Below are 24,448 nucleotides of genomic sequence, written 5' to 3'. Positions count from 1 at the left end.
AGCTGGCCGCGGCCGACCGCCAGCTCGCGCGGCTGGCCGAGCGGATCGCGGCCAAGCACCACGAACTCGCCGAGCACGACCAGTCCGATCACGTCGGCCTGGCGCGGCTGACGGGCGAGTTGCGCGGCCTGGAGGACGAGGTCGCCGCGACGGAGAGCCGCTGGCTGGAGCTGTCGGAGGTGCTCGAATGAGCGCGTATCGGCCGGTGCGGTACCCGCCCGGCGAGGCGTTGTTGGCGCTCTACCGGTGGCGGGGCCCGGTGATCAATTCCGGCGTCGGCCGTCGTGGCTACACCTACCTGCTGGGCCCCGAAGCAAACAAGTTTGTGTTTGCCAACGCCGACGCGTTCAGCTGGCGGGAGACGTTCGAGAACCTGGCCATCGTGGACGGGCCCACCGCGCTGATCGTCAGCGACGGCGACGACCACCGGCGCCGGCGCAGCGTCGTCGCGCCCGGGCTGCGGCACCGGCAGATCCAGGATTACGTGCGGACCATGGTCGCCAGCGTCGACGCCGTCATCGACGGCTGGCGGCCCGGGCAGCGGCTGGACATCTATCGGCAGTGCCGTTCGGCCGTCCGGCGCAGCACCGCCGAAAGCCTGTTCGGCCAGCGGATGGCCGTCCACTCCGACTTCCTCGGCGAACAGCTGCAGCCCCTGCTGGACCTGACCCACATGCTCCCGCAGGTGGTGGCGTTGCAGCGACGGACGCGGGCGCCGGGATGGCGGCGGGCGATGGCGGCCCGCCGACGCATCGACGACCTCGTCGACGCCCAGATCGCCGGCGCCCGCGCGGATCCCAGACCCGACGACCACATGCTGACCATGCTGATCAACGGTCGCGACGACGAGGGCTACGCGTTGAGCGACAACGAGATTCGTGATGCGGTGATCTCGCTGATCACCGCGGGCTACGAGACGACCAGCGGCGCGTTGGCCTGGGCGATCCATACGCTGCTGTCCCTGCCGGGCGCGTGGGACGCCGCCGTCGACGAAGTGCGCCGGGTGCTCGGTGACCGGCCGCCCGCCGCCGGCGACCTCGACGCGCTGACCTACCTCAACGGCGTCGTGCACGAGACGCTGCGGCTATACCCGCCCGGCGTCATCTCGGCGCGCAAGGTCATGCGCGACCTCACCTTCGACGCGCACCGCATCCGGGCCGGCCGGCTGCTGATCTTCAGCCCGTACGTCACGCATCGCCTGCCCGAGCTGTGGCCGCAGCCAGCGGAATTCCGGCCGTCGCGCTGGGATCCCGGCTCGCCGGGCTACCGCAAGCCCGCACCGCACGAATACATTCCGTTCAGCGGGGGCCTGCACCGGTGCATCGGCGCGGTCATGGCCACCACCGAGATGACGGTCATGCTGGCCCGGCTGGTGGCCCGGACCACGCTGCGCCTGCCCGCTCAGCGGATCCGGGCGCACAACCTGGCCGCGCTGTCGCCGGCGCCGGGCCTGACCGTCGACGTCGTCGACCTAGTGCCAGCGCATTAGCACCAGCTCGGAACAGAACCCCGGACCCATCGCGAGCATCAGCCCGGGGCTTCCGCTGGGCGGCGGCTTGGCGATGGTGTCGCGCAGGATGTGCAGCACCGAGGCCGACGAGAGGTTGGCGATTTCGCCGAGCGAGCGCCAGGTCAGCTCGAGCGCGTCGGGCCCGAGCTCCAGGGCGCGGGTGATGGCGTCGATCACCTTGGGGCCACCCGGATGGCTCACCCACGCGCCGATGTCGTCCCTGGTGAGTCCGTGCGTGGCGAGGAACCCGTTGACGTCGTCGGCCAGGTACCGGTCGATCAACGTCGTCAGGTCCGGGGACAGCACCAGCTGCAGCCCCGAGGAGCTGACGTTCCAGCCCATGATCTGCAGCGAGTCGGGGTACAGGCGGCTGCGCGAATCGAGGATGTCGGGCCCGCTGGCGCGAAGTTGTTCGGCGCGCCGGTCGCCGACCGCCACCACCGCGGCCGCGCCGTCCCCGAACAGGGCGCTGCCGACCAGCCCGGACACCGTCGGTTTGACGGCCGGGTAGGTGAGCGAGCAGAGCTCGACCGACACCAGGACCGCGACGCCGTCAGGCGCGCCGCGCAGGTAGTCGTTCAACCGGGCCACCCCCGCGGCGCCGGCCACGCAGCCCAGACCGAACAGCGGCACCCGGCGCACGTCGGGTCGCAGGCCGAGTTGCCCGGCGATGCGGGCGTCCAGCGAAGGCACCGCGATGCCGGTGACCGTGGTGGTGGCGATCATGTCGACGTCTTTCGGTTCCAGGCCGGCCTCGTCGAGCGCGCCCGCCAGCGCCTGGCAACCCAGGTCGACGGCGGCGTCGATGAAGATCGCGTTGGCCTCGCCGAAGTCGGTCAGCGTGGGGTAGCGCTCCAACGGCAGGACGAAGTGGCGGCTGTTCACCCTCGCGGCGGCGTGCAGGCGCCGAACGATCTCCTCGTGTTCCTTGAGCCCCGGAAACTCGACGAATTGGTCGGTGATCTCGCTCTGGCTATACCGATGCGGTGGCAGCGCACCGACCACGCCAGCAACAACGCTCATGCCCCACCCTTTTCGTCATGGCCGGTTGAAAGCGACCACTTTCACCCGGGGCTGAGAACCGCTCGTTACCGTGAAAAGTCTAAAAGCTTTAACGCCGTATCGCAAAGAAGTTGATATTCAACGTATGTCAAATTGCGTCGGGCGTAGCGTCACGTAATCAGTTCCGCCAGTGATGAATTCATCATCGAGTGTCGTTTTCTTTGTTTGCGTCGAGTGCCAGCGCAATTAGCGCGTCGGGGGTTAAGGAATCGATAGCGTCATCGGTGACCGTTGAATCGGCGATCGACTTTTCGGGGTCGCCCGCCAACAGTAATAGTTTGTCGAGCAATCCGGTCCGGCGAAGTTCATGAAGCGGAATCTTTCTCAGCGCCGACCAAACCTTTTCCTCGTCGGACTCTTCCGCCTCGCCGCGGAGCAGTTGTCGGGCCAGATGATCGGCCAATGCCGCGGGGTTGGGGTAGTCGAAGACGAGCGTGCGCGACAACGCCAGCCCGGTATCGGCTTTGAGCCGGTTGCGCAGTTCGACCCCCGTCAGGGAGTCGAACCCGAGATCCTGGAAGGCGCGGTCCGGATCGACGGCGTGGCCATCCGAATGTCCCAGCACCGCCGCCGCGTGGGCGCACACCAGCTCGATCAGCTGGCGGCGGCGCTCGCGGGGCGGCAGCTGCCGTAGGCGCTCGGCCGACTCGTCCGGAACGGTCGGTGTCGGCGCGCCTGTGCCGGTGCCCAGCCAAAACCGTTGGCGCGCAAATCCATACGTTGGCAGCTCGACACGCTGGCCGGGCCGCAGGACCGCGCTCCAGTCAACCGTCACGCCGGTGGTGAACAGCCTGCCGGCCGCTATGAGCAGCGACTCCACCTCCGCGCGATCCTTGGCCAGCGTCACCGTCGCGACGGGACCCTCGGTTGCCAGGGATTGCTCCGCCGCGGCGCCGAGGCCGCCGCCGGGACCGACTTCGACGAACACCCCGGCCCCGGACGCCTCCGCGGCGCGCACCCCGTCCGCGAAGCGCACCGGACGGCGCACGTGCTCGGCCCAATAGCGCGCCGTCCCGTACCCGGGCCCGGCGAGCTGACCGGACACGTTGGACACCAACGGTATTCGGGGCTCTTGCGGTGCGATGTCGGCCACCGCGGCTTCGAAGGTTTGGATCATCGGCTCCATCAGCGGCGAGTGGAACGCGTGGGAGACCGCTAACCGACGGGAACGCCGGCCCCGGTTGGCCAGGGTTTGGGCGACGGCGGCGACGGGAGCTTCCGCGCCCGAGATCACCACCGCTTCCGGGCCGTTCACCGCGGCGATGGCCACCCTGTCGGTCAGCAGCGGCGCCACCTCAGCCTCGCCCGCGGCGACCGCGACCATCGCGCCGCCCGCGGGCAGCGCGGCCATCAACCGCCCCCGCGCCGCCACCACCTTCGCCGCGTCGGACAGCGACAACACGCCCGCGACATGGGCGGCGGTGATCTCGCCCACCGAATGCCCCATCACCACGTCCGGCACCACGCCCCAGTGCCGTAGCAGCGCCGCCAGCGCGGTCTGGACGGCGAACAACGCCTGCTGCGCAAACTCGGTGTTGTCCAACAGCTTTGGGTCGCTCCCCCACATCACGTCGCGCAGCCGGTCATCCAGTGCCGCGGCGGCGTCGTCGAAAGCCTCCGCGAACACCGGGAACCGCGCGTACAGCTGGGCCCCCATCCTCAGCGACTGCGCGCCCTGACCGGGAAACACGAACGCCGTCGTGCCCGGAACGTGCGCCTTGCCGACGATCGCGTTGGGACTCGGCTCGCCGCGCGTCAATGCGGCGAGCGCCGCCGTCAGGGTTTCGCGGTCGGCGCCCACCAGCGCCGCCCGATGCTCGAACACCGAACGCGTCGTCGCCAACGACCACGCCACGTCGTTCGCGTCGGGCCGCGCGTCGCCGGCCACATGGGCGCCGAGCCGCGCGGCCTGATTCGCCAGCGCGCGCTCCGAGCGGCCGGACAGCACCCAGGCCGTCGGCCCGTTCTCGCGTCCGGCCGCGGGGGTGGCCGGCCGCGCGGGCGCCTGCTCGACGATCACGTGCGCGTTGGTCCCGCCCATGCCGAACGAGGACACCCCCGCCCGTCGCGGCCCCTCCCCGGCCGGCCACGGGCTCAGCGCGGTGTTGACGCGCAGCCCGAGGCCGTCCAGATCGATTTTCGGGGCGGCGTAGTTGAGGCTCGCGGGAATGGCGGCGTTTTCGATTGCCAGCACCGCCTTGAGCAAACCCGCGATGCCGGCGGCGCCCCCGGCGTGACCGATGTTGGTCTTCACCGACCCCACGGTCAGCGGAAGGGGCCGGAACCTGCCGATCGCCTCCCCCAGCGCGTTCGCCTCAACCGGATCGCCGATCTCGGTGCCGGTGCCGTGCGCCTCGACATACTCCACCTGGCCCGGCTGCAGGCCCGCGTTCCCCAGGGCGCGTCGGATGACGTCGGCCTGCCCCGCGACCGAGGGCGCCGTCTGCCCGGCGGCAGTGTGCCCGGCGTTGCCGACCGCGCTGCCGGGGATGACCGCGCGGATGCGGTCCCCATCCTCGAGGGCGGCGCGCAACGGCTTCAGCAGCACCAGCCCGCCGCCCTCGCTGCGCACGTAACCGTCGGCGCGGGCGTCGAACGCGTAGGTGTGGCCCGAGGTCGACACCGCCCCGAATTCCCGTTCCAGCAGGGTCGTCTCGCTCGCCAAGTTCAGGTGGACGCCGCCCGCGATGGCCAGCTTCGATTCGCCCGACCGCAGGCTTTCCGCCGCGGCGTGCACGGCCACCAGCGACGACGACTGGCCGGAATCGATCGTCATGCTCGGGCCGTACAGGCCCAGCACGTAGGAGATCCGGTTCGCGATCATCGCCCGGCTGATTCCGGCGAAGGAGTGATGGTCGACGTGTTCCGCGGCGTCGAGCGTCAGCACCGCGTAGTCGTCGCTCATCGCGCCGAGGTAGACGGCGACCCGTTCGCCGCGCAGGGTTTCCGGGACGAGGAACGCGTCTTCGAGAAGTTCCCAGGCAAGCTCCAGCGCCAGCCGCTGGCGGGGGTCCATCGCGCCGGCCTCGCGCGGCGACAGGTTGAAGAAGTCGGCGTCGAATTCGGCGACGTTGTCCAGCAGCCCCTCTCGGCGGGTTTGCCCGTCGGCGACGCGGGTGACTTCCCGTCCGTCGCGCAGCACGCGCCAGAGGTCTGCGGGGTTGGCGACGGCCGGGAACCTGCAGGCGAGCCCGATGATCGCGACGTCTGCCGGTCGCACGGTCAGGGGCCGGATTCTTCGTCGAGGATGGCGAACAGTTCGCTCTCGGTGGCGGTCTTGATGTCGTCGTCGAAAAGGTCGTCGTGGGCGGCGGGATCCGACTGAGCGGTGCTCAGGGTCAGCAGCATCTCGATGCGGGCGGTCATGCGTTTCTTGTCCTCGGGATCGCGGTCGGGTTGGTCGATCAGCGCCTGCAGTTCGCGCACCACGTCGTTGAAACGGGCCATCGAATCCGGCTGCTCGGCGCCGGGGCCGGCGGCCAGCTGGACATCGAGCTGCTCGGCCAGCGCGGCGGGTGTCGGGTAGTCGAAGATCAGCGTCGGCGAAAGGGTAAGTCCCGTCGCGTTTTTGAGCCGATTGCGCAATTCGACGGCGGTCAGCGAATCGAACCCCAGATCCTGGAAGGCGCTCTCGCCGCCGATCTCCGTGCTGCTGTGACCGAGCACCGTCGCGGCGTTGCCGCACACCAGATCAACGAGTTCGCGGTGACGCTGCTCGGGGGTCAGGCCCGCCAGCCGCGCCCGCAGGCCCGTCGACGCCATCGCGATCTCGACGTGGTCCACGACGCGCCGGGCCGGACGGTTGGCCAAGCCGCTCAACAGCGGGGGCAGCGCCGCGCCGCTGCGGGCGAGCGCGTCGCGGTCGAGCCGGGTGGCCACCACGACGGGGGGCTCGGCCAGCAGGGCGGCATCGAGGAGATCGAGCGCCTGATCGGCGGACAACGGGGCCAGCCCGACCCGGCTGATCCGAGCCTTGTCGCGATCGCCCAGATGCTGCGTCATACCCGAGTCCTGTTCCCAGAGCCCCCAGGCGACCGACAACGCGGGAAGTCCGCGCGCGCGCCGGTGCGCCGCGAGCCCGTCGAGGAAACTGTTGGCCGCCGCGTAGTTGCCCTGACCCGGGGCGCCCACCACCCCGGCCATCGACGAAAACATCACGAATGCGGCCAGATTCAGGTCGCGGGTGAGCTCGTGCAGGTTCCACGCCGCGTCCGCCTTGGCCCGCAACACCGTATCGATGCGCTCGGGCGTCAACGAAGCGATCACCGCGTCGTCGAGCACCCCGGCCGCGTGGATCACCGCGCTCAACGGTTGCTGTTCGGGCAGCCCCGCCAACAACTCGGCGGCCGCCGCGCGATCGCTCATGTCGCAGGCCACCACCCGCACCGTGGCGCCCGCCCGCGTGAGGTCGGCCACCAATTCGTCGGCGCCCTCGGCGGTTTGGCCGCGGCGGCTGGCCAAGACGATATGGCGCACCCCGTACCGGCCGACCACGTGGCGCGCCACCAGCCCGCCGACCATCCCGGTACCGCCGGTGATCAACACCGTGCCGCCGGCCAGCCCGACACCGGGGCTGTCCGGCAGGGTCAGAACGACTTTGCCGATGTGGCGCGCCTGGCTGACGAACCGGTACGCCTCGACGGCGCGGCGCACGTCCCACGACGTCAACGGCAATCGCCCCAACGCGCCGGACTCGAACAGCCCGACCAGCTCGACCAACATCTCCTGGATGTGCTGCGGGCCGGCCTCCATCAGGTCGAACGCCCGGTATTCCACGCCGGGATGCTGCGCGGCGATCGACTGCGGGTCCCGCAGGTCGGTCTTGCCCATCTCGATGAAGCGCCCGCCGGACACCAGCAACCGCAACGACGCGTCGGTGAACTCACCGGCCAGCGAGTTGAGCACCACGTCCACCCCGGCCCCGTCGGTGGCGGCCAGGAACTTCTGTTCGAATTCCAGCGAGCGCGAGTCGCCGATGTGGTCGTCGTCAAAGCCCATGGCGCGCAGCGTGTCCCACTTGCCGCGACTGGCGGTGACGAAGACCTCGGCGCCCCAGTGCCGGGCCAGCTGGACCGCGGCCATGCCGACCCCGCCCGCCGCGGCGTGCACCAGCACCCGCTCCCCGGCCCGCACCCCGGCCAGCGCCGACAACCCGTACAGCGCCGTCAAGAACACCACCGGCACGCCCGCGGCCTCGGTCAACGACCACCCCTGCGGCACCCGTACCACGTACCGCTGGTCGACGACCGCCTCGGAGCCGGCCAGGCCCAGGATGCCCATCACCGCGTCGCCGACGGCCAGGCCGCTCACGTCCGGGCCGACCTCGACGACGACACCGGCGCCCTCGGCGCCCAACTGCGCCGCGCCCGGATACATTCCCAGTGCCACCAGCACGTCGCGGAAGTTCACGCCGACCGCGGCGACCTGGACGCGCACCTGACCGGCCGCCACTTCCGCGCGGGGGCACGGCTCGGCCACCAGGTCCTCCAGGGTCCCCCCGCTCCCGGCGGCCAGTCGCCATTCGCCCACCGGAAGTTCCAGCAGCGCGCCCGCGTCCACCGGCGTCAGCCGCGCCTTGTAGGCGGCGCCGTTGCGCACCACCAATTGCGGCTCACCACAGCCGATTACCGACTCGACGTCGAGCGACCCGTCGGAATCGAGCAAAACCACGCGGCCCGGATGTTCGGCCTGCGCCGAACGCACCAACCCCCATACCGCCGCGCCGGCCAGATCCGTGACATCCTCGCCGGAAAGCCCCACCGCCCCGCGGGTCAACACCACCAGCGGACCGCTCGGATCGGCGGCCAGCGAGGACTGCAACACCTCCAGCGCCGCCGCGGTGGCCGCGTGGACCGACTCCACCGCGCCCCCGGCGGGGCATTCCCACACCGCCGCCGGTTCGCCGGCCTCGAGACCGTCCAGCGAAACGGGAGACCACGTGACCTCGAGCAGGCCCCCGCCGGGGCGGGTCGCCGCCGCCAGCTGCTCGGCCGACACCGGGCGAACCACCAACTCGCGCACCGACAACACCGGCAGCCCCGCCGGGTCGGCCAGCTCCAGCGACATCGCACCCGGCCCGGCCGGCGCTATCCGGAGCCGTACGTGCGCCGCGCCCGCGGCATGCAACGCCACGCCCTGCCAGGAGAAGGGCAGCACGATCTGGTCCTGGTCGCCGCCGATGCCCAGTGCGTGCAGGCTCGCGTCGAGCAACACCGGATGAATCCCGAACCCGCCCAACGCCACTCCGGCGTCCTGCGGTGCGGCGACCTCGGCGAAGATCTCGGTCCCGCGCCGCCACACGCTCCGCAGCCCGCGGAACGCCGGGCCGTAGCCGTAGCCCCGGCCGGCGAGTCGCTCGTAGGCGCCGCTGACGTCGACGGCGACCGCACCCGCCGGCGGCCATGCCGAGGATTCCACGATCGGCACCACCGGCCTGGTGGTCAGCACGCCCTCGGCGTGCAGCACCCATCCCGAATCCGACTGCGGGCGAGAGGAATACACCGACACGCTGCGCGAGCCCGACTCGTTCGCGACACCCACCAGCACCTGAACCTGGACCCCGCCGGTTGCCGGCAACACCAGCGGCGCCGACAGAGTCAGCTCTTCGATTGCCGAACAGCCGACCTCGTCGCCGGCGCGCAGCACCAGCTCGACGAACCCGGCCCCGGGCAAGAGCACCACGCCGCCCACGGCGTGATCGGCCAGCCATGGCTGTGCGGCCAGCGACAGCCGGCCCGCCATCACCACCTCACCCGAGTCGGGCCGCTCCACGACGGCACCCAACAAGGGATGGTCGGTTCCGGTCAGACCCAGCCCGTCGACGTCGCGCGACCCCACCATCTCCGCCGACAGCCAAAACCTGCGGCGCTGGAAGGGGTACGTGGGCAGGTCGACGCGTCGGGGGTCGAGGCCGGTGAACGTCGCGGCCCAATCCACGCCCACCCCGGCGGCGAACAGCTCGGCGGCGGCGGTGAGCAGCGACTCGACCTCGGCCCGGTCCTTGGCGACGCTCACCACCGCGAGCGCCTCGCCGGTCAACGACTGCGCCACGGCGGCCGTCAGCGCGTTGCCGGGACCCACTTCGAGGAACACCCCGGCCCCTAGCGTCTCGGCCAGTTGGACGCCGTCGGCGAAGCGCACCGGTGCGCGGACATGCTCGACCCAGTAATCCGGCGAGCCGTACCCCACCCCGGCCAACTGGCCGGTCACGTTGGATATCAACGAGATCCGCGGCACGGCCGGCGACACGTGGCCAACCACCTCCGCGAACCGCTCGATCATCGGTTCCATCAACGGCGAGTGGAACGCGTGCGAGACCGCCAACCGGTGTGTCCGCCGGCCCTGCTGGGCCAGCCGATCGGCGACCGCGCCCACCGCGGCTTGCTCGCCCGAAATGACCACGGCGCCTGGCCCATTGATCGCCGCAATGCCGACCCCCTCGGTCAACAGCGGCGCCACCTCGGCCTCGCCGGCGGCCACGGCGACCATCACCCCGCCGGCGGGCAGCGCGCCCATCAACCGGCCCCGAGCGGCCACCAGTTTGGCCGCATCCGCCAGTGACAAGACCCCGGCGACGTGCGCGGCGGCGATCTCACCGACGGAATGGCCCATCACCACGTCGGGCACCCCGCCCCAGGACCGCCACAGCGCGGCGAGCGCGACCTCGACGGCGAACAGTGCCGGCTGGGCAAACTCCGTGCTTTCCAACAGGTTTGCGTCGTCACCCCAGACCACGTCGCGCAGGGGCAACCGCAGGTGATCGTCCAGCGCCTGCGCGGCCTCGTCGAAGGCGCCGGCGAACACCGGGAAGCGCCGGTACAGCGCCGCGCCCATCCCCAGGCGCTGCGACCCCTGACCGGGAAACAGCCACACCGTCTGGCCCGCCGGCCGCGCCCGCCCGGCCACCGTGTCCGGGCCCGGATCGCCGGCGGCCAGCTGCACCAGGCTCAGCTGCATGGCCTCGCGGTCGGCGCCCACCACCACGGCGCGATGGTCGAACGCGGAGCGCGTCGTGGCCAACGACAACCCCACGTCGGTCACGCTCAGATCCTCGTCGGCGCTCACCCGCGCCAGTAGCCGCTTGGCGTACACCCCCAGCGCCTCGGGCGAGCGGGCGGACAGCACCCACGGCGCCACGACGGTCTCGCGGGGCGTATCACGCTCCACCGCAACGCTTTCCAGCGGGGGTGGATCCTCGACGATCACATGGGCGTTGGTGCCGCTGATCCCGAACGACGACACTCCCGCCCGGCGCGGACGATCCCCCGCGGGCCAGGGCCGCGGCTCGGTCAACAACGACACCGCCCCGGCCGACCAATCCACATGCGGCGAAGGCTCATCCACGTGCAGCGTCTTCGGCATCATCCCGTGGCGCATCGCCTGCACCATCTTGATCACGCCGGCCACGCCCGCGCCCGCCGACGTGTGGCCGATGTTGGATTTGATCGACCCCAGCCACAGGGGCTCGACCCGGTCTTGGCCGTAGGTCGCCAAAAGCGCCTGGGCCTCAATCGGATCCCCCAACACCGTCCCGGTGCCGTGGCCCTCGACGACATCGACGTCGGCCGCGCTCAAGCCGGCGTTGGCGAGCGCCGCCCGGATCACCCGCTGCTGCGACGGGCCGTTGGGCGCGGTCAAGCCGTTGGAGGCGCCGTCCTGGTTGACCGCCGAGCCGCGCAGCACCGCCAGCACCGGATGTCCCAGGCGGCGCGCGTCGCTGAGGCGCTCCAGCACCAGCACCCCGGCGCCCTCCGACCACGCGGTTCCGTCGGCGGCGCCGGCATACACCTTGCACCGGCCGTCGGGCGCCAGCGCCCGTTGCCGGCTGAACTCGACGAAGGCGGCCGGGGTGGCCATCACCGTCACGCCGCCGGCCAGCGCCAGGTCGGACTCCCCCGAGCGCAGCGACTGCGCCGCCAAGTGCATGGCCACCAACGACGACGAGCACGCCGTGTCCACCGACACCGCCGGGCCCTCCAGCCCCAGCACGTAGGCCACGCGGCCGGACGTCACACTCAGGGTGGAGCCGGTGAGCCCGTAGCCCTCCAGCTCCCCCTTCACCTCGCCGCCATAGCCGGCGTGGATGACCCCGGCGAACACCCCCGTCGCCGATCCGCGCAGCCCGAGCGGGTCAATCCCCGCCCGCTCCAACGCCTCCCAGGAGATCTCCAGCATCAGGCGCTGCTGCGGATCCATCGCCAGGGCCTCGCTGGGCCCGATGCCGAAGAACCCCGCGTCGAAGTTGCCGGCGTCGCTCAGGAAGCACCCGCGGCGCGTGTACATCTTTCCTTTGGCGTCGGGATCCGGATCGAACAGCCCGTCGACATCCCAGCCCCGATCGGTGGGAAAGTCCGACACCGCGTCGCGGCCTTCGGCCACCATGTCCCACAACGCTTCCGGCGAATCCACCCCGCCCGCGTAGCGGCACGCCATCCCCACCACCGCGACCGGCTCCGACTGCTTGCCTTCCAACTCCAGCAGGCGTCGCCGCGTCCGCCGGAGGTCGGCGGTCACGCGCTTGAGGTAATCGAGATGCTTTTCGGTGCCCGGCACCGCGTGCTCCTTAAGTTACGAGCCCAGCTCTTCGTCGAGGATCGCGAAGAGTTGGCTTTCGGTCGCGGTGTGGATATCGGCGTCGTCGGCGTCGGCGAGGCCAGTGTCGGTGAGGGCGGTCAGGAGGTTTTGCAGCCGGATGGCCAGGTGCGCCTTGTCTTCCGGCTTCCAGTCGGTCCGGTTCACGAGCGCTTGCAACTCCGCGGCGATGTCGTTGGCGCGGGCGGCGGGGTTGGGCGGAGCGCTGCCGGTCGCGAGGCGGGTGTCCAGGTATTCGCCCAGGGCGCTGGGGGTGGGATGGTCGAAGATGATCGTGGGCGAAAGGGTGAGCCCGATGGCGGTTTTCAGGCGGTTGCGCAGTTCGACCGCGGTCAGCGAGTCGAAGCCCAGTTCCTGGAACGCCCGATCGGCGTTGATGTCCGCGGCGTTGGCGCGTCCCAGCACGGTGGCGGCGTTGCTGCGAACCAACTCGACGAGTTCGCGGTGCCGCTGCTCGGGGGCCAGTTCCCGCAGCCGCGCGGCCAGCCCGGTCGTCGAGGCGCTCACGCCGGCGTCGTCGATGACGCGGCGGGCGGGACGGGTGGCCAGGCCGTGCAGCAGCGGGGGCAGTGCGGCGGCGTTGTCGGACAGCGCGATCCGGTCCAGGCAGGTGGCCACCACGACGGGCCGCTCGCCCAGCATGGCGGCGTCGAGACGCTGGAGCGCCTCGCCGGTCGAGAGCGGTGCGAGGCCCAGCCGGCTCATGCGGTCCTTGTCCGCGTCGCCCAGGTGCGCGGTCATCGCCGAGGCCTGTTCCCAGAGCCCCCAGGCCACCGATAACCCGGGCAATCCGCGGGCGCGACGATGGGCGGCAAGCGCGTCCAGGAAGCTGTTGGCCGCGGCGTAGTTGCCCTGACCGGGGGTGCCGACGATGCCCGCCATCGACGAAAACAGCACGAACGCCGACAAATCGAGGCCCGCGGTCAGCTCATGCAGGTTCCACGCCCCGTCGACCTTGGGGCGCAACACCGCATCCACCCGCTCGGGAGTCAACGACGCGATCAATCCGTCGTCCAGCGCACCCGCGGCATGAAACACCCCGCGCAACGGGTGCTCCGCGGGCACCCGGGCCAACAGCGCGGCCGCCGCGTCCCGGTCGGCCACATCGCAGGCCACCACCGAAACCCCGGCCCCGGCCGATTGCAGCGCGGCCACCAGCTCGGCCGTTCGTTCGTCGCCGCCGCTCCGGCTGACCAGCATGACGTGGGCCGCCCCGTACTGGGCGACGAGATGACGCGCCAGCGCCGAACCGGCCATCCCGGTGCCGCCGGTGATCAGCACGGTGCCGCCGGCCAGCTCCGACGACAGCGTCAGCACAACCTTGCCGATGTGGCGGGCCTGACTGACGAACCGGTACGCCTCGGCGGCGCGGCGCACGTCGAAAGCCCTTGTCGGCAGCGGCTTCAGGACGCCCTGGCCGAACAGATCCGTCAGTTCGGCCAGCATCGCCGCGATGCGATCGGGGCCGACCTCGGTCAGGTCGAAGGCCTGATACCGCACCCCAGGATGCTGCGCGGCGATCTCGTCCGGGTCGCGCGGGTCTGTCTTGCCCATCTCGACGAAGTGCCCGCCGCCGACCAGCAACCGCAACGACGCGTCGATGAACTCCCCGGCCAGGGAGTTCAGCACGACGTCCACCCCGCGGCCGCCGGTCGCGGCGAGGAACTTCTGCTCGAACGCGGGTGTCCGTGAGTCTCCGATGTGGTCGTCGTCGAAACCCATCGCGCGCAGCGTGTCCCACTTGCCCCGGCTGGCGGTGGCGAACACCTCCGCCCCCCAATGCCGGGCCAGCTGGACCGCGGCCATGCCGACCCCGCCTGTCGCGGCATGGATGAGCACCCGCTGCCCGGCCCGCAGGCCGGCCAACACCGACAGCCCGTACAGCGCCGTCAGGAACACCACCGGCGCGCCCGCGGCGTCCAGCGTCGACCAGCGCGCCGGGACCGCGGTCACCATCCGCGCGTCGACCACCGCTTCCGAAGCCACTATTCCCAGCAGCCCCATCACCGGGTCGCCGACCGCCAGCCCCGACACGCCCGGGCCGACTTCGGTGATCACCCCGACGCCCTCGGCGCCCAGCCGGCCACCGCCGGGGTACATTCCCAACGCCACCAGCACATCTCGGAAGTTCACCCCGACCGCGGTCACCGCCACGCGCACCTGGCCGTCGGCCAATTCCGCCGGCGGGTTCGGGCGCACCACCAAGTCCTCCAGCGTCCCGGCGCCGCCGGTGTCCAACCGCCAATTCCCCGCGGGCAGCGCCAAGGCCGCGTCGGGCGGCGCCGGCGCCAGCCGGGCCGCGTACGCCACCCCGGCACGGACCACGACTTGCGCTTCACCGCAACCGATTACCGCGCTCGTGTTCAGCGACCCGTCGGAATCGACCAGCACCACCCGGTCGGGATGCTCGGCCTGCGCCGACCGGACCAGTCCCCACACCGCCGCGCCGGCCAGGTCCGCGACGTCCTCGCCGGGCAACGCGACCGCGCCGTGGGTGAGCACAACCAGCACCCCGCTCCCGTCGCCGGCCAGCCAGGACTGCAACACGCCCAGCGCCTCGTGAACGGCGTCATGTGCGGCCCGCACCACGCCCGGGCCCGCGCCCGGCTCCCACACCACCACGCCGTCGCCAACGCCGTTCTCGCTCAGCGGCATCGGGGACCACACGACCTCGAGCAGCCGGCCGCCGGCCGGGGTGGTCGCGGCCGACAGCTGGGCGGCCGACACCGGCCGCACGTCAAGCCGGCCGACCGACAGCACCGGAAGACCCATCGCGTCGGCCAGTTCGAGGGACACCGCGCCGGCGCCGAGCGGCGCGATCCGGACCCGTGCCCGCGTAGCCCCCGCCGCGTGCAGGCTCACCCGCTGCCAGGAAAACGGCAACACCGTTGGGGCGTCCGCGTCGGCGAGACCCAGCGCGTGCAACGCGGCGTCGAGCAGCACCGGATGGATCCCGAACCCGTCAACCGTGACGCCGGCCTCCGGCGCGAGGGCGACCTCGGCGAAGACCTCGTCGTCGCGACGCCACATGGCCCGCAATCCCCGGAAGGCCGGGCCGTACTCGTAGCCCCGCCCCGCCAGGCGCCGGTAGGCGTCGCTCACGTCGACCTCTTCGGCGCCCGCGGGCGGCCAGGCCGACAGATCCGCGTCCGGTGCGACCGCGCGGGCCCCCAACAGGCCCTCGGCATTCAACGCCCAGTCCGAATCCGGCCGCGCGCCGGACGAATACACCGCCACCGGCCGCGAGCCCGCCGCGCCGGCGGCGCCGACGACCACCTGAATCTGCACCGACCCCGCCGCGGGCAGCACCAGCGGGGCGGACAGCGTCAGCTCCTCGATCACCGGGCAGCCGACCTCGTCGCCGGCCCGGGCGGCCAATTCCACAAACCCGGTTCCGGGGAACAACGTCGCCCCGTTGACCTCGTGGTCCGCCAACCAGGGGTGGGCGGCGACGGAAAGCCGGCCCGTCAACACCACCCCGCCGGAGTCGGGCCGATCCACCACCGCACCCAACAAGCCGTGCTCGGCGGCGGCCAGGCCCAGCCGACCCGTGTCGCCCGATCCCATGAACTGGGCGGGCAACCAAAAGCGCTGCCGCTGAAACGCATACGTCGGCAGCTCGACATTCCGAACGTCGCCGCCGGCAAACGCGGCCCGCCAATCCACCTCGCCCCCGGCGACGTGCGCCTGGCCCGCGGAGAGCCAGAACCGGTCCAGGCCGCCGTCGTCGCGGCCCAGCGACGGGATGACCATCGCGTCTTCCGCGAAACCGACCGTCTCCTCGATGCCGGCGATCAACACCGGGTGCGGGCTGCATTCGACGAACGTCCGGTACCCGGCGTCGCGCGCGCCGCGCACCGCTCGCTCGAATTCCACCGTCTCCCGGATGTTCCGGAACCAGTACTCGGCGTCCAGGCCCGCCGTGTCCATGGGCTCGCCGGTGACGGTCGAGTAGAACGCGGTCGACGATGAGTGCGGCTCGATGTCCGCCAGTGCCTGAATGAGGGGTTCGCGGATCGCGTCCACCTGCGTCGAGTGCGAGGCGTAGTCGACGTCGATCCGGCGGGCCCGAATGTTGTCGGCTTCGCAGCGCCGGATCAACCCGTCCAGCGCCTCCCCGTCGCCGGACACGACGACCGCCGAAACACCGTTCACCGCGGCGATATTCAGCCGATCGCCCCAGTGCGCCGCCAACTCCCGCGCCTTCGGCAGGCCGCACGCCAACGAGGCCATGCCCCCCTCGCCCGACAGCTGGAGCAAAAGCCGGCTCCGCAAGGCCACCACCCGCGCCGCGTCCTCGAGCGACAGCGCCCCCGCCACGCACGCCGCGGCGATCTCGCCCTGCGAATGGCCGATCACCGCGTCGGGCGCTACCCCCACCGACCGCCACAACTCGGCGAGCGACACCATGATCGCCCACAGCGCCGGCTGCACCACGTCCACCCGATCCAGCCCCGGCGCGCCCGGCGCGGCGCGGATGACGTCGATCAACGACCACTGCACGTGCTCGCCGAGCGCCTTGTCGCACCGGCGCATCTGGTCGGCGAACACCGTTGACTCGTCGAGCAATTGGGCCCCCATGCCGGCCCACTGAGATCCCTGTCCGGGGAACACGAACGCCGTCTTGCCCGCCGCCCGGGCCCGGCCCACCACCACGCCCGCGCCGGGCGAACCGGCAGCCACCCCGGCCAGGCCCGCCAGCAGTGTCTCGCGGTCGGGACCCACCACCACCGCCCGATGCTCGAACGTCGAGCGGCTGGTGGCCAGCGACCACCCGACATCGGCGGCGCTCAACCCCGGGCGCTCGGCCACCCATGCCGCTAGCCGGGCCGCCTGGTCGGCTAGCGCCCGTTCGGAACGGCCCGACACCACCCACGGCACCGACGGCGGCTGGTCACGTTGGGCCACAACGGGTTCCGGCTCGGCGGGCACCTCCTCGACGATCACGTGCGCGTTGGTCCCGCTGATCCCGAACGACGACACCGCCGCCCGGCGCGGGCGATCGCCCGCCGGCCAGGGCCGCGGCTCGGTCAACAACGACACCGCCCCCGCCGACCAATCCACGTGCGGCGTGGGCTCATCCACGTGCAGCGTCTGGGGCATCACCCCGTGGCGCATCGCCTGCACCATCTTGATCACGCCGGCCGCGCCCGCGCCGGCCGAGGTGTGGCCCATGTTCGATTTGATCGACCCCAACCACAGCGGCTCGGTGCGGCCCTGGCCGTAGGTCGCCAAGATCGCCTGGGCCTCGATCGGATCTCCGAGCATCGTGCCGGTGCCGTGCCCCTCCACGACGTCGACGTCGGCCGCCTCGAGGCGCGCGCTGGCCAGCGCCGCGCGGATCACGCGCTGCTGCGACGGCCCGTTCGGCGTCGCCAGCCCGTTGGACGCGCCGTCCTGGTTGACCGCCGAACCCCGCAGCACCGCCAGCACGGGATGGCCCAGCCGCCGCGCATCGGTCAGCCGCTCCAGCACCAGCATCCCGGCGCCCTCGGAAAACCCGGTGCCGTCGGCGGCGCCCGCGTAGGCCTTGCACCGGCCGTCGACCGACAGCGCCCGCTGCCGGCTGAAGTCGACGAACATCGCCGGGGTGGCCATCACGGTCACACCGCCGGCCAGGGCCAGGTCACACTCGCCCGACCGCAGCGACCGCGCCGCCAGGTGCATCGCCACCAACGACGAGGAGCACGCGGTGTCCACCGATACGGCCGGGCCCTCCAGCCCCAGCGCGTACGCCACCCGGCCCGACGCGATGCTCAGCGTCGTGCCGCGCATCCCGTAGCGCTCCAGGTCTCCCGGCACCCGTCCCGCGCCGCCGTACGAACCATGGAAGACCCCGGCGAACACGCCGGTCGCCGAACCCCGCAGGTCGAGGGGGTCGATCCCGGCCCGCTCCAGCGCCTCCCAGGAGATCTCCAGCAGCAACCGCTGCTGCGGATCCATCGCCAGGGCCTCGCTGGGCGCGATCCCGAAGAAAGCCGCGTCGAAACCGGCCACGTCGTCGAGGAACCCGCCCTGCCGCGAGTACGACTTGCCGACTGCGTCGGGGTCCGCGTCGAACAGGTCGGCCAGGTCCCAACCCCGGTCGATGGGAAAGTCCGACACCACGTCGCGGCCCTCGGCGACCATCGCCCACAAGCCCTCGGGCGAATCCACCCCGCCCGGATACCGGCAACCCATGCCCACGATCGCCAACGGCTCGGTCGCCTGTGCGAGGTATTCGCGGTTCTCCCGCTTGAGTTGCTCGTTCTGCTTGAGGGACGCGCGCAGGGCCCGCACGAGCTCTTCGTGAGTGCTGCTCATGAGACCCGGCCTCTCGGGTTCCTCAACCGGCGCCAAGCCGCGCGACGATCACCGCCATATTCTCTCAACGGCCGCTCGTGCCGTGTGCGGATCTGGTCAACTGCGGGCGCCAGGGGTCGCGCCACTTGTGGACTCAATGCCAGCGCAGGAGCACGAGCTCAGAGCAGAATCCTGGACCCATCGCGATCATCAGCCCGGGGCTGTCGCTGGGCGGCGGCTTGGCCAGGGTGTCGCGCAGGACGTGCAGCACCGAGGCCGACGAGAGGTTTCCGATCTCGCCGAGCGAACGCCACGTCAGCTCGAGGGCTTCCGGCGGCAGGTCGAGCGTCTTGACGATCGCCTCGATGACCTTCGGACCGCCGGGATGGCTGACCCAGGCGCCCACGTCCGTCGTGGTCAGGCCGTGCGCGCCGAGGAAACCGGTGACGTCGTCGTACAGGTATTGCTCGACGACGCCGGCCACGTCCTTCGACAGGACCAGCTCGAAGCCGGTGGCACCGACGTCGTAGCCCATCGTGCGCAGCGAATCCGGGTACAGGTGGCTGCGCGAGTCGACGATGTCGGGACCCGCGGCACCGATCTGTTCGGCGCGGCGCTCGCCGACCGCCACCACCGAGGCCGCGCCGTCGGCGAACAGCGCGCTGCCCACCAGGCCGGCCACCGTCGGCTTGTAGCCGGGGTAGGTCATCGAGCAAAGCTCCACCGACACCAGGGCGGCGACGCCGTCCGGCGCCCCCCGCAGGTAGTCGTTCATGCGGGCCACCCCGGCGGCGCCGGCCACGCAGCCCAAGCCGAACAGCGGCACCCGCCGCACGTCGTCGCGCAGGCCGAGCCGCCCGGCGATGCGCGCGTCCAGCGACGGAACCGCGATCCCGGTGACCGTCGTGGTGATCAGCACGTCGAGGTCCTGGGGCTGCAGTCCCGCCTCTTCCAGGGCACCCGACAGCGCCTCGCAGCCGAGGTCGACCGCGTGCTCGATGAACACCCGGTTGGCCACGCTGAAGTCGGTGAGCGTCGGGTATTTCTCCAACGGCATGACCAGGTGGCGGCTGTTGACTTTGGAGCTGGCGTGCAGCTGGCGAACCAGGTCTTCGTATTCGGCGAAATCCGGGATGCTGATAAAGAAGTCGGTCAGCTCCCGCTGGGAATAGCGGTGAGGCGGCAGGGCGCCGAAGACACCTGCAATGACGCTCATTGGTCCCACCCTTTTGGAGACGTGTGACTTGGCCGATTGGTTCAGCCAGATCGCTTTTCGAGCTGAAAGCTTAGCCGGGTTTCATAAGTTAGGCAGAAAGATGGCGCGGACCTGCGGCGTTAGCGGGCGTTGTCGGCGCCGGTCCGACACAAAGTCGGCGCGGAAGGCAGCGGGCGCGCCGACGACGAAACGCCCTCACGTCCGCGCCGCGTGCGCCCGAGCGAAGACATTTGCTGCCAAAAATGCCGGGCCAAATGATCGAGCCCGCGCAATTTACCAGTGCGTCAATATAATGCCGGCTCGCCCCTTTTCCAACGGCAAACGGGTCGAACGGGCAAATGTTATCCGCCTAGCGGCGTAGCCGGTCTTTGAGTTCGGCGCAGCCGGCCAGCACCGCTTCGAGCTGCTCGGCGACCCGGTTGGGCGCGGTGCCGCCCCTGGAATCCCGCGAAGCCACCGAGCCCTCGATGGTCAGCACGTCGCGCACCTCCGGCGTCAGCTCGGGGCTGATGGCGGCCAGTTCGTCGTCGGTCAGCTCGTCGAGCCCGACGCCCCGCCCCTCGGCGGTCCGCACGGCGGCCCCGGCCGCCTCGTGCGCGGACCGGAACGGGACGCCCTGGCGAACGAGCCACTCCGCGATGTCGGTGGCGAGCGTGTAGCCGGCCGGGGCCAGGGCGGCCATCCGCTCGACATCGAACGTCAGGCTGGCCACCAGTCCGGCCATCGCGGGCAGCAGCAGCTCCAGCTGGGCCACCGCGTCGAACACCGGCTCCTTGTCTTCCTGCAGGTCCCGGTTGTAGGCCAGCGGCTGCGCCTTCAGCGTCGCCAGCAGCCCGGCAAGGTTTCCGATCAACCGCCCGGCCTTGCCGCGGGCCAGTTCGGCGATGTCGGGGTTCTTTTTCTGCGGCATGATCGAGCTGCCGGTGGACCACGAATCGTGCAGGGTTATGTAGCCGAACTCCGTCGAGCTCCAGATGATGATGTCCTCGGCCAGCCGGGACAGGTCGACGGCGATCATGGCGAAGACGAACGCGGCCTCGGCGGCGAAATCCCGGGCCGCCGTCGCGTCGACGGAGTTGTCGGCGGCGGCGGCGAAGCCGAGCTCCGCGGCGATCGCGCCCGGGTCCAGGCCCAGCGACGACCCGGCCAGCGCGCCCGAGCCGTACGGGGAGACGGCTGCGCGCCGGTCGAAGTCGACGATCCGATCCACGTCCCGCAGCAGCGGCTGGGCGTGCGCGAGCAGGTGGTGCGCCAGCAGTATTGGCTGGGCGGACTGCAGGTGGGTCTTGCCGGGCATGATGGCGCTCGGGTGCGCGGCCGCCTGGGCGGCCAGCGCGGCGACGACCTCGAGCGCGCCGTCGGCGACCCGTCGGGCCGCGTCGCGCAGCCACATCCGAAAGAGCGTGGCCACCTGGTCATTTCGCGAACGCCCGGCGCGCAACCGCCCGCCCAGGTCGGGGCCGACCCGGTCGATCAGCCCGCGCTCCAGCGCGGCGTGCACGTCCTCGTCGGTCACCAGCGGCGTGAAGCTGCCGTCGGCGACGTCCTCGGCGAGGCTGTCCAGGCCGGCCAGCAACCCGTCGCGCTGCTCCTCGTCGAGGAGTCCGGCCCGGAACAGGATCACCGTGTGCGCGCGCGAGGCAACGATGTCGTACGGCGCCAGCACCCAGTCGAAGTGCGTGGACTTGCTCAGCGCGGCCAGCGCGTCGGACGGCCCGTCGGCGAACCGCCCGCCCCACAGCGACCCCTCGCGAGTGCTCACGTTTCGTCGACGGCCATGTCCCGGCGGGACGCGATCTTCGACGACAACCCGTGCACGTAGACGAAGCCCTTCGCGGCCGACTGGTCGAAGCTGTCGCCCTCGTCGTAGGTGGCCAGGTTGAAGTCATACAGCGACTCGGCGCTGCGCCGGCCGTTGACCGCGATGTGCCCGCCGTGCAACACCATTCGCACCTCGCCGGTCACGTGCTCCTGGGTCTTGGCGACGAAGCTTTCCAGCGCGTCCTTCAGCGGCGAGTACCAGAGCCCGTCGTACACCAGTTCGGCCCAGCGCTGGTCGGTGTGGCGTTTGAACCGGCCCAGCTCGCGCTCCAGCGTCACGTGTTCGAGTTCGGTGTGCGCGGTGATCAGCACCATCGCTCCCGGGGCCTCGTAGATCTCGCGGCTCTTGATGCCCACCAGCCGGTCCTCGACGACGTCGAGGCGCCCGACGCCCTGGCTGCCGGCGCGCCGATTGAGTTCCTCGATGGCCTGCAGCATGGAGACCCGCTTGCCGTCGATGGACACCGGCACGCCGCGTTCGAACCCGACGATCACCTCGTCGGGCGTGCTCCAGTTCAGCGTGGGGTCTTCGGTGTAGGAGTAGACGTCCTTGGTGGGCGCGTTCCAAAGGTGTTCCAGGAAGCCGGTTTCCACCGCCCGGCCCCACACGTTCTGGTCGATCGAGAAGGGCGAGCGCTTGGTGACGTTGATTGGGATGGCGTTCTCCTCGGCGAACGCGATCGCCTTCTCGCGCGTCCAGGCGTAGTCGCGGACCGGCGCCAGCACCTCCAAATCCGGTGCCAGCGAGCCGAATCCGACCTCGAACCGGACCTGGTCGTTGCCCTTGCCGGTGCAGCCGTGCGCGACGATGGTGCCGCCGTGCTCGCGCGCGGCCGCGACCAGGTGCTTGACGATCAGCGGCCGGCTGATCGCCGACACCAGGGGGTAGCGGTCCATGTACAGCGCGTTGTTGAGCACGGTCGGCAGACAGTAGCCCTCGGCGAATTCGTCGCGCGCATCGACGACGACGGCCTCGACGGCGCCGCAGTCAATCGCCCGCTGCCGGACCAGCTCCATGTCCTCGCCGCCCTGGCCGAGGTCGATCGCGACCGCGACCACCTCGCGGCCCGTCTCCTTGCCGATCCAGCTGATCGCCACCGAGGTGTCCAGCCCGCCGGAATACGCCAGGATGACGCGTTCTGACATTGATCCGTCTCCTTACTTGATCTGCTCGAGCATCGTGGCGAGTTCCGCGCCGGTCATCGGCTCGCGGGCAACCACCAGGATGGTGTCATCGCCGGCCACGGTGCCGACTACGTACGGTAGGGCCGCGCGGTCGATCGCGCTGGCCAGATAGTGGGCTGCGCCCGGCGGGGTGCGCAGCACCGCGAGGTTGCCGCTCGCGTCGGTCGACACCAGCAACTCGCCGAGCAGGCGCGACATCCGGTCGGTGCCGCCGGATACCCCGCGCACCGGGCTGCCGTCCTCGGGAACGATGTAGACGCCGACGCCGCCGTCGGCGCCGCGCAGCTTGACCGCGCCGAGCTCCTCGAGATCGCGCGACAGCGTGGCCTGCGTGACGTCGATGCCCTCGCCGGCCAACCGGGCCGCCAGTTCGCTCTGGCTGCTGATCGGCTCCGACGACAGGATCGCCACGATGCGGGCCTGCCGACCGGCGCGGGTGGTTTCGGCGGCGGCCTTCGAGCGGGTCATCGGGACCGCTCCAGCAGCCACACCAGCAGCGCCTTCTGGGCGTGCAACCGGTTTTCGGCCTCGTCCCACACGGCGCTGGCCGGGCCGTCCATCACCTCGTCGGTGATCTCCTCCCCGCGGTGGGCCGGAAGGCAGTGCAGCACAACGGCTTCCGGGTCGGCCGACCCGACGAGGCGCACGTTGAGCTGGAACGGCCGAAACGGCCCCACCCGGTCCAGGCCGTCGTTCTCCTGCCCCATCGACGTCCAGGTGTCGGTGACCACGACGTCGGCGCCCTTGGCCGCGGCATCGGGATCGGCGGTCACGGTGATCGACGCGCCGGTGGCCTCGGCGCGCCGCTCGGCGGCGGCCACCAGCGCCGGGGCGGGCGCGAAGCCGTCGGGCGCGGCGACGGTGACGTGGATGCCGGCGGTCACCCCGCCCAGCATCAGCGAGTGCGCCATGTTGTTGGCGCCGTCGCCGAAGTATGACAGCCGCAATCCCTTCAGCGACCCCTTGCGTTCGGCGATGGTCTGCAGGTCGGCCAGCACCTGGCACGGGTGGAAGTCGTCGGAGAGCGCGTTCACCACGGGCACCCTCGCGGCGGCGGCCATCGCCTCGAGCCCGTCCTGCCCATAGGTCCGCCAGACGATCGCGTCGACGTAGCGAGACAACACCTTTGCCGTGTCGCCGAGCGTCTCGTCGCGCCCCATCTGCGTGCTGCGGGCGTCGACGACGACGGCGTGCCCGCCGAGCTGGGCGATGCCCACCTCGAACGAGAACCGGGTCCGGGTGGAGTTCTTGTCGAAGATGACCGCGACCCCGCGGGGCCCCTCGAGGGGGCGGCGGACGAACGGGTCCTTCTTCAGTTCGGCGGCCAGCGCGAGCACCTCGGCCTGTTCGGCGGGCGACAGGTCGTCGTCGCGCAGGAAATGCCGCGTCATGCCGCCGCCTCGTCGAGGATGCCCGGCAGGGCGGCGATGAAGCCGTCGATCTGGGTCTCCGTGATGATCAGCGGCGGCGCCAGCCGGATGACGTCGGGGGCCGCCGCGTTGACCAGGAAGCCGGCCTCGCGCGCCGCCGCCTCGGCGCCCTTGGCCGCCGGCGCCGAAAGCACGATGCCCCAGAGCAATCCGCGGCCGCGCACGCGGTCGATCAGCGGGTGTCCGAGCCGCTCGATGCCGTGGCGCACCGACTTGCCCAGCACCTCGGCGTGCCGGACCAGATCCTCCGCGCCGATCACCCGCAGCACCGCCAGCGCGGCCGCGGTGCAGATCGGGTTGCCGCCGAAGGTGCTGCCGTGCAGGCCGGGACTGAGCAGTTCGGCGGCCGGC

Annotated in this window: 12 protein-coding genes; 2 read left to right on the top strand and 10 right to left on the bottom strand. The window is 71.3% G+C overall.

The window, feature by feature from the left end:
- Both A5655_RS09165 and A5655_RS09160 read left to right on the top strand, forming a co-directional pair.
- On the top strand, positions 1-191 hold a 191-nt coding region (locus tag A5655_RS09165; protein WP_304441657.1), incomplete at its 5' end, for an ABC transporter C-terminal domain-containing protein.
- A gap of 14 nt (positions 192-205) precedes the next feature.
- Entirely contained in the window at positions 206-1,489 is a 1,284-nt protein-coding gene (locus tag A5655_RS09160; protein ID WP_156764785.1) for a cytochrome P450, read from the top strand.
- Here A5655_RS09160 and A5655_RS09155 read toward each other — a convergent pair.
- From A5655_RS09155 to A5655_RS09110, 10 genes are all read right to left on the bottom strand, one after another.
- Positions 1,472-2,533, bottom strand: a complete 1,062-nt coding sequence (locus tag A5655_RS09155) for a type III polyketide synthase (protein ID WP_067008521.1) — start codon at positions 2,531-2,533, stop codon at positions 1,472-1,474. The two genes, A5655_RS09160 and A5655_RS09155, sit on opposite strands and share 18 nt — an antisense overlap.
- A 181-nt stretch (positions 2,534-2,714) precedes the next feature.
- The gene (locus A5655_RS09150; RefSeq protein ID WP_067008517.1) at positions 2,715-5,792 is read right to left on the bottom strand and encodes a type I polyketide synthase; all 3,078 of its coding nucleotides are present in this window, start codon (positions 5,790-5,792) and stop codon (positions 2,715-2,717) included.
- Between the two features lie 2 nt (positions 5,793-5,794).
- Positions 5,795-12,124 carry a type I polyketide synthase gene (locus tag A5655_RS09145; RefSeq protein ID WP_067008513.1) on the bottom strand — a complete coding sequence of 2,110 codons (6,330 nt, stop codon included), beginning with the start codon at positions 12,122-12,124 and terminating at the stop codon, positions 5,795-5,797.
- A gap of 15 nt (positions 12,125-12,139) precedes the next feature.
- Positions 12,140-18,466 carry a type I polyketide synthase gene (locus A5655_RS09140; protein ID WP_067008510.1) on the bottom strand — a complete coding sequence of 2,109 codons (6,327 nt, stop codon included), beginning with the start codon at positions 18,464-18,466 and terminating at the stop codon, positions 12,140-12,142.
- Positions 18,467-18,599: 133 nt separating this feature from the next.
- Positions 18,600-19,661 (bottom strand): type III polyketide synthase, encoded by a 1,062-nt coding sequence (locus A5655_RS09135; protein WP_067008507.1) that lies wholly within the window; start codon positions 19,659-19,661, stop codon positions 18,600-18,602.
- Between the two features lie 349 nt (positions 19,662-20,010).
- Positions 20,011-21,423 (bottom strand): argininosuccinate lyase, encoded by a 1,413-nt coding sequence (argH, locus tag A5655_RS09130; protein ID WP_067008504.1) that lies wholly within the window; start codon positions 21,421-21,423, stop codon positions 20,011-20,013.
- Positions 21,420-22,628, bottom strand: coding sequence for an argininosuccinate synthase (locus tag A5655_RS09125; RefSeq protein ID WP_067008501.1), 1,209 nt, complete (start codon positions 22,626-22,628; stop codon positions 21,420-21,422). Before A5655_RS09125 ends, argH begins: the two co-directional genes overlap by 4 nt.
- 12 nt (positions 22,629-22,640) lie before the next feature.
- Positions 22,641-23,135 (bottom strand): arginine repressor, encoded by a 495-nt coding sequence (locus A5655_RS09120; RefSeq protein WP_067008498.1) that lies wholly within the window; start codon positions 23,133-23,135, stop codon positions 22,641-22,643.
- The gene (gene argF / locus A5655_RS09115) at positions 23,132-24,058 is read right to left on the bottom strand and encodes an ornithine carbamoyltransferase (RefSeq protein WP_067008495.1); all 927 of its coding nucleotides are present in this window, start codon (positions 24,056-24,058) and stop codon (positions 23,132-23,134) included. Before argF ends, A5655_RS09120 begins: the two co-directional genes overlap by 4 nt.
- Positions 24,055-24,448 (bottom strand): aminotransferase class III-fold pyridoxal phosphate-dependent enzyme (locus A5655_RS09110; RefSeq protein ID WP_156764784.1); only part of this gene is annotated, 394 nt, incomplete at its 5' end. The genes A5655_RS09110 and argF, both read right to left, overlap by 4 nt.

It is taken from the genome of Mycobacterium sp. 1081908.1, assembly GCF_001673535.1.
Lineage (GTDB): Bacteria > Actinomycetota > Actinomycetes > Mycobacteriales > Mycobacteriaceae > Mycobacterium.
Note: the sequence above shows the minus strand (reverse complement) of the source record. Positions and strands in the feature narration are given on the sequence as shown.

Coding starts and splice junctions, on each gene's coding strand:
- A5655_RS09125 (WP_067008501.1), bottom strand. CDS start 22,628: ATGTCAGAACGCGTCATCCTGGCGTATTCCGGCGGGCTGGACACCTCG.
- A5655_RS09120 (WP_067008498.1), bottom strand. CDS start 23,135: ATGACCCGCTCGAAGGCCGCCGCCGAAACCACCCGCGCCGGTCGGCAG.
- A5655_RS09140 (WP_067008510.1), bottom strand. CDS start 18,466: ATGAGCAGCACTCACGAAGAGCTCGTGCGGGCCCTGCGCGCGTCCCTC.
- argF (WP_067008495.1), bottom strand. CDS start 24,058: ATGACGCGGCATTTCCTGCGCGACGACGACCTGTCGCCCGCCGAACAG.
- A5655_RS09135 (WP_067008507.1), bottom strand. CDS start 19,661: ATGAGCGTCATTGCAGGTGTCTTCGGCGCCCTGCCGCCTCACCGCTAT.
- A5655_RS09155 (WP_067008521.1), bottom strand. CDS start 2,533: ATGAGCGTTGTTGCTGGCGTGGTCGGTGCGCTGCCACCGCATCGGTAT.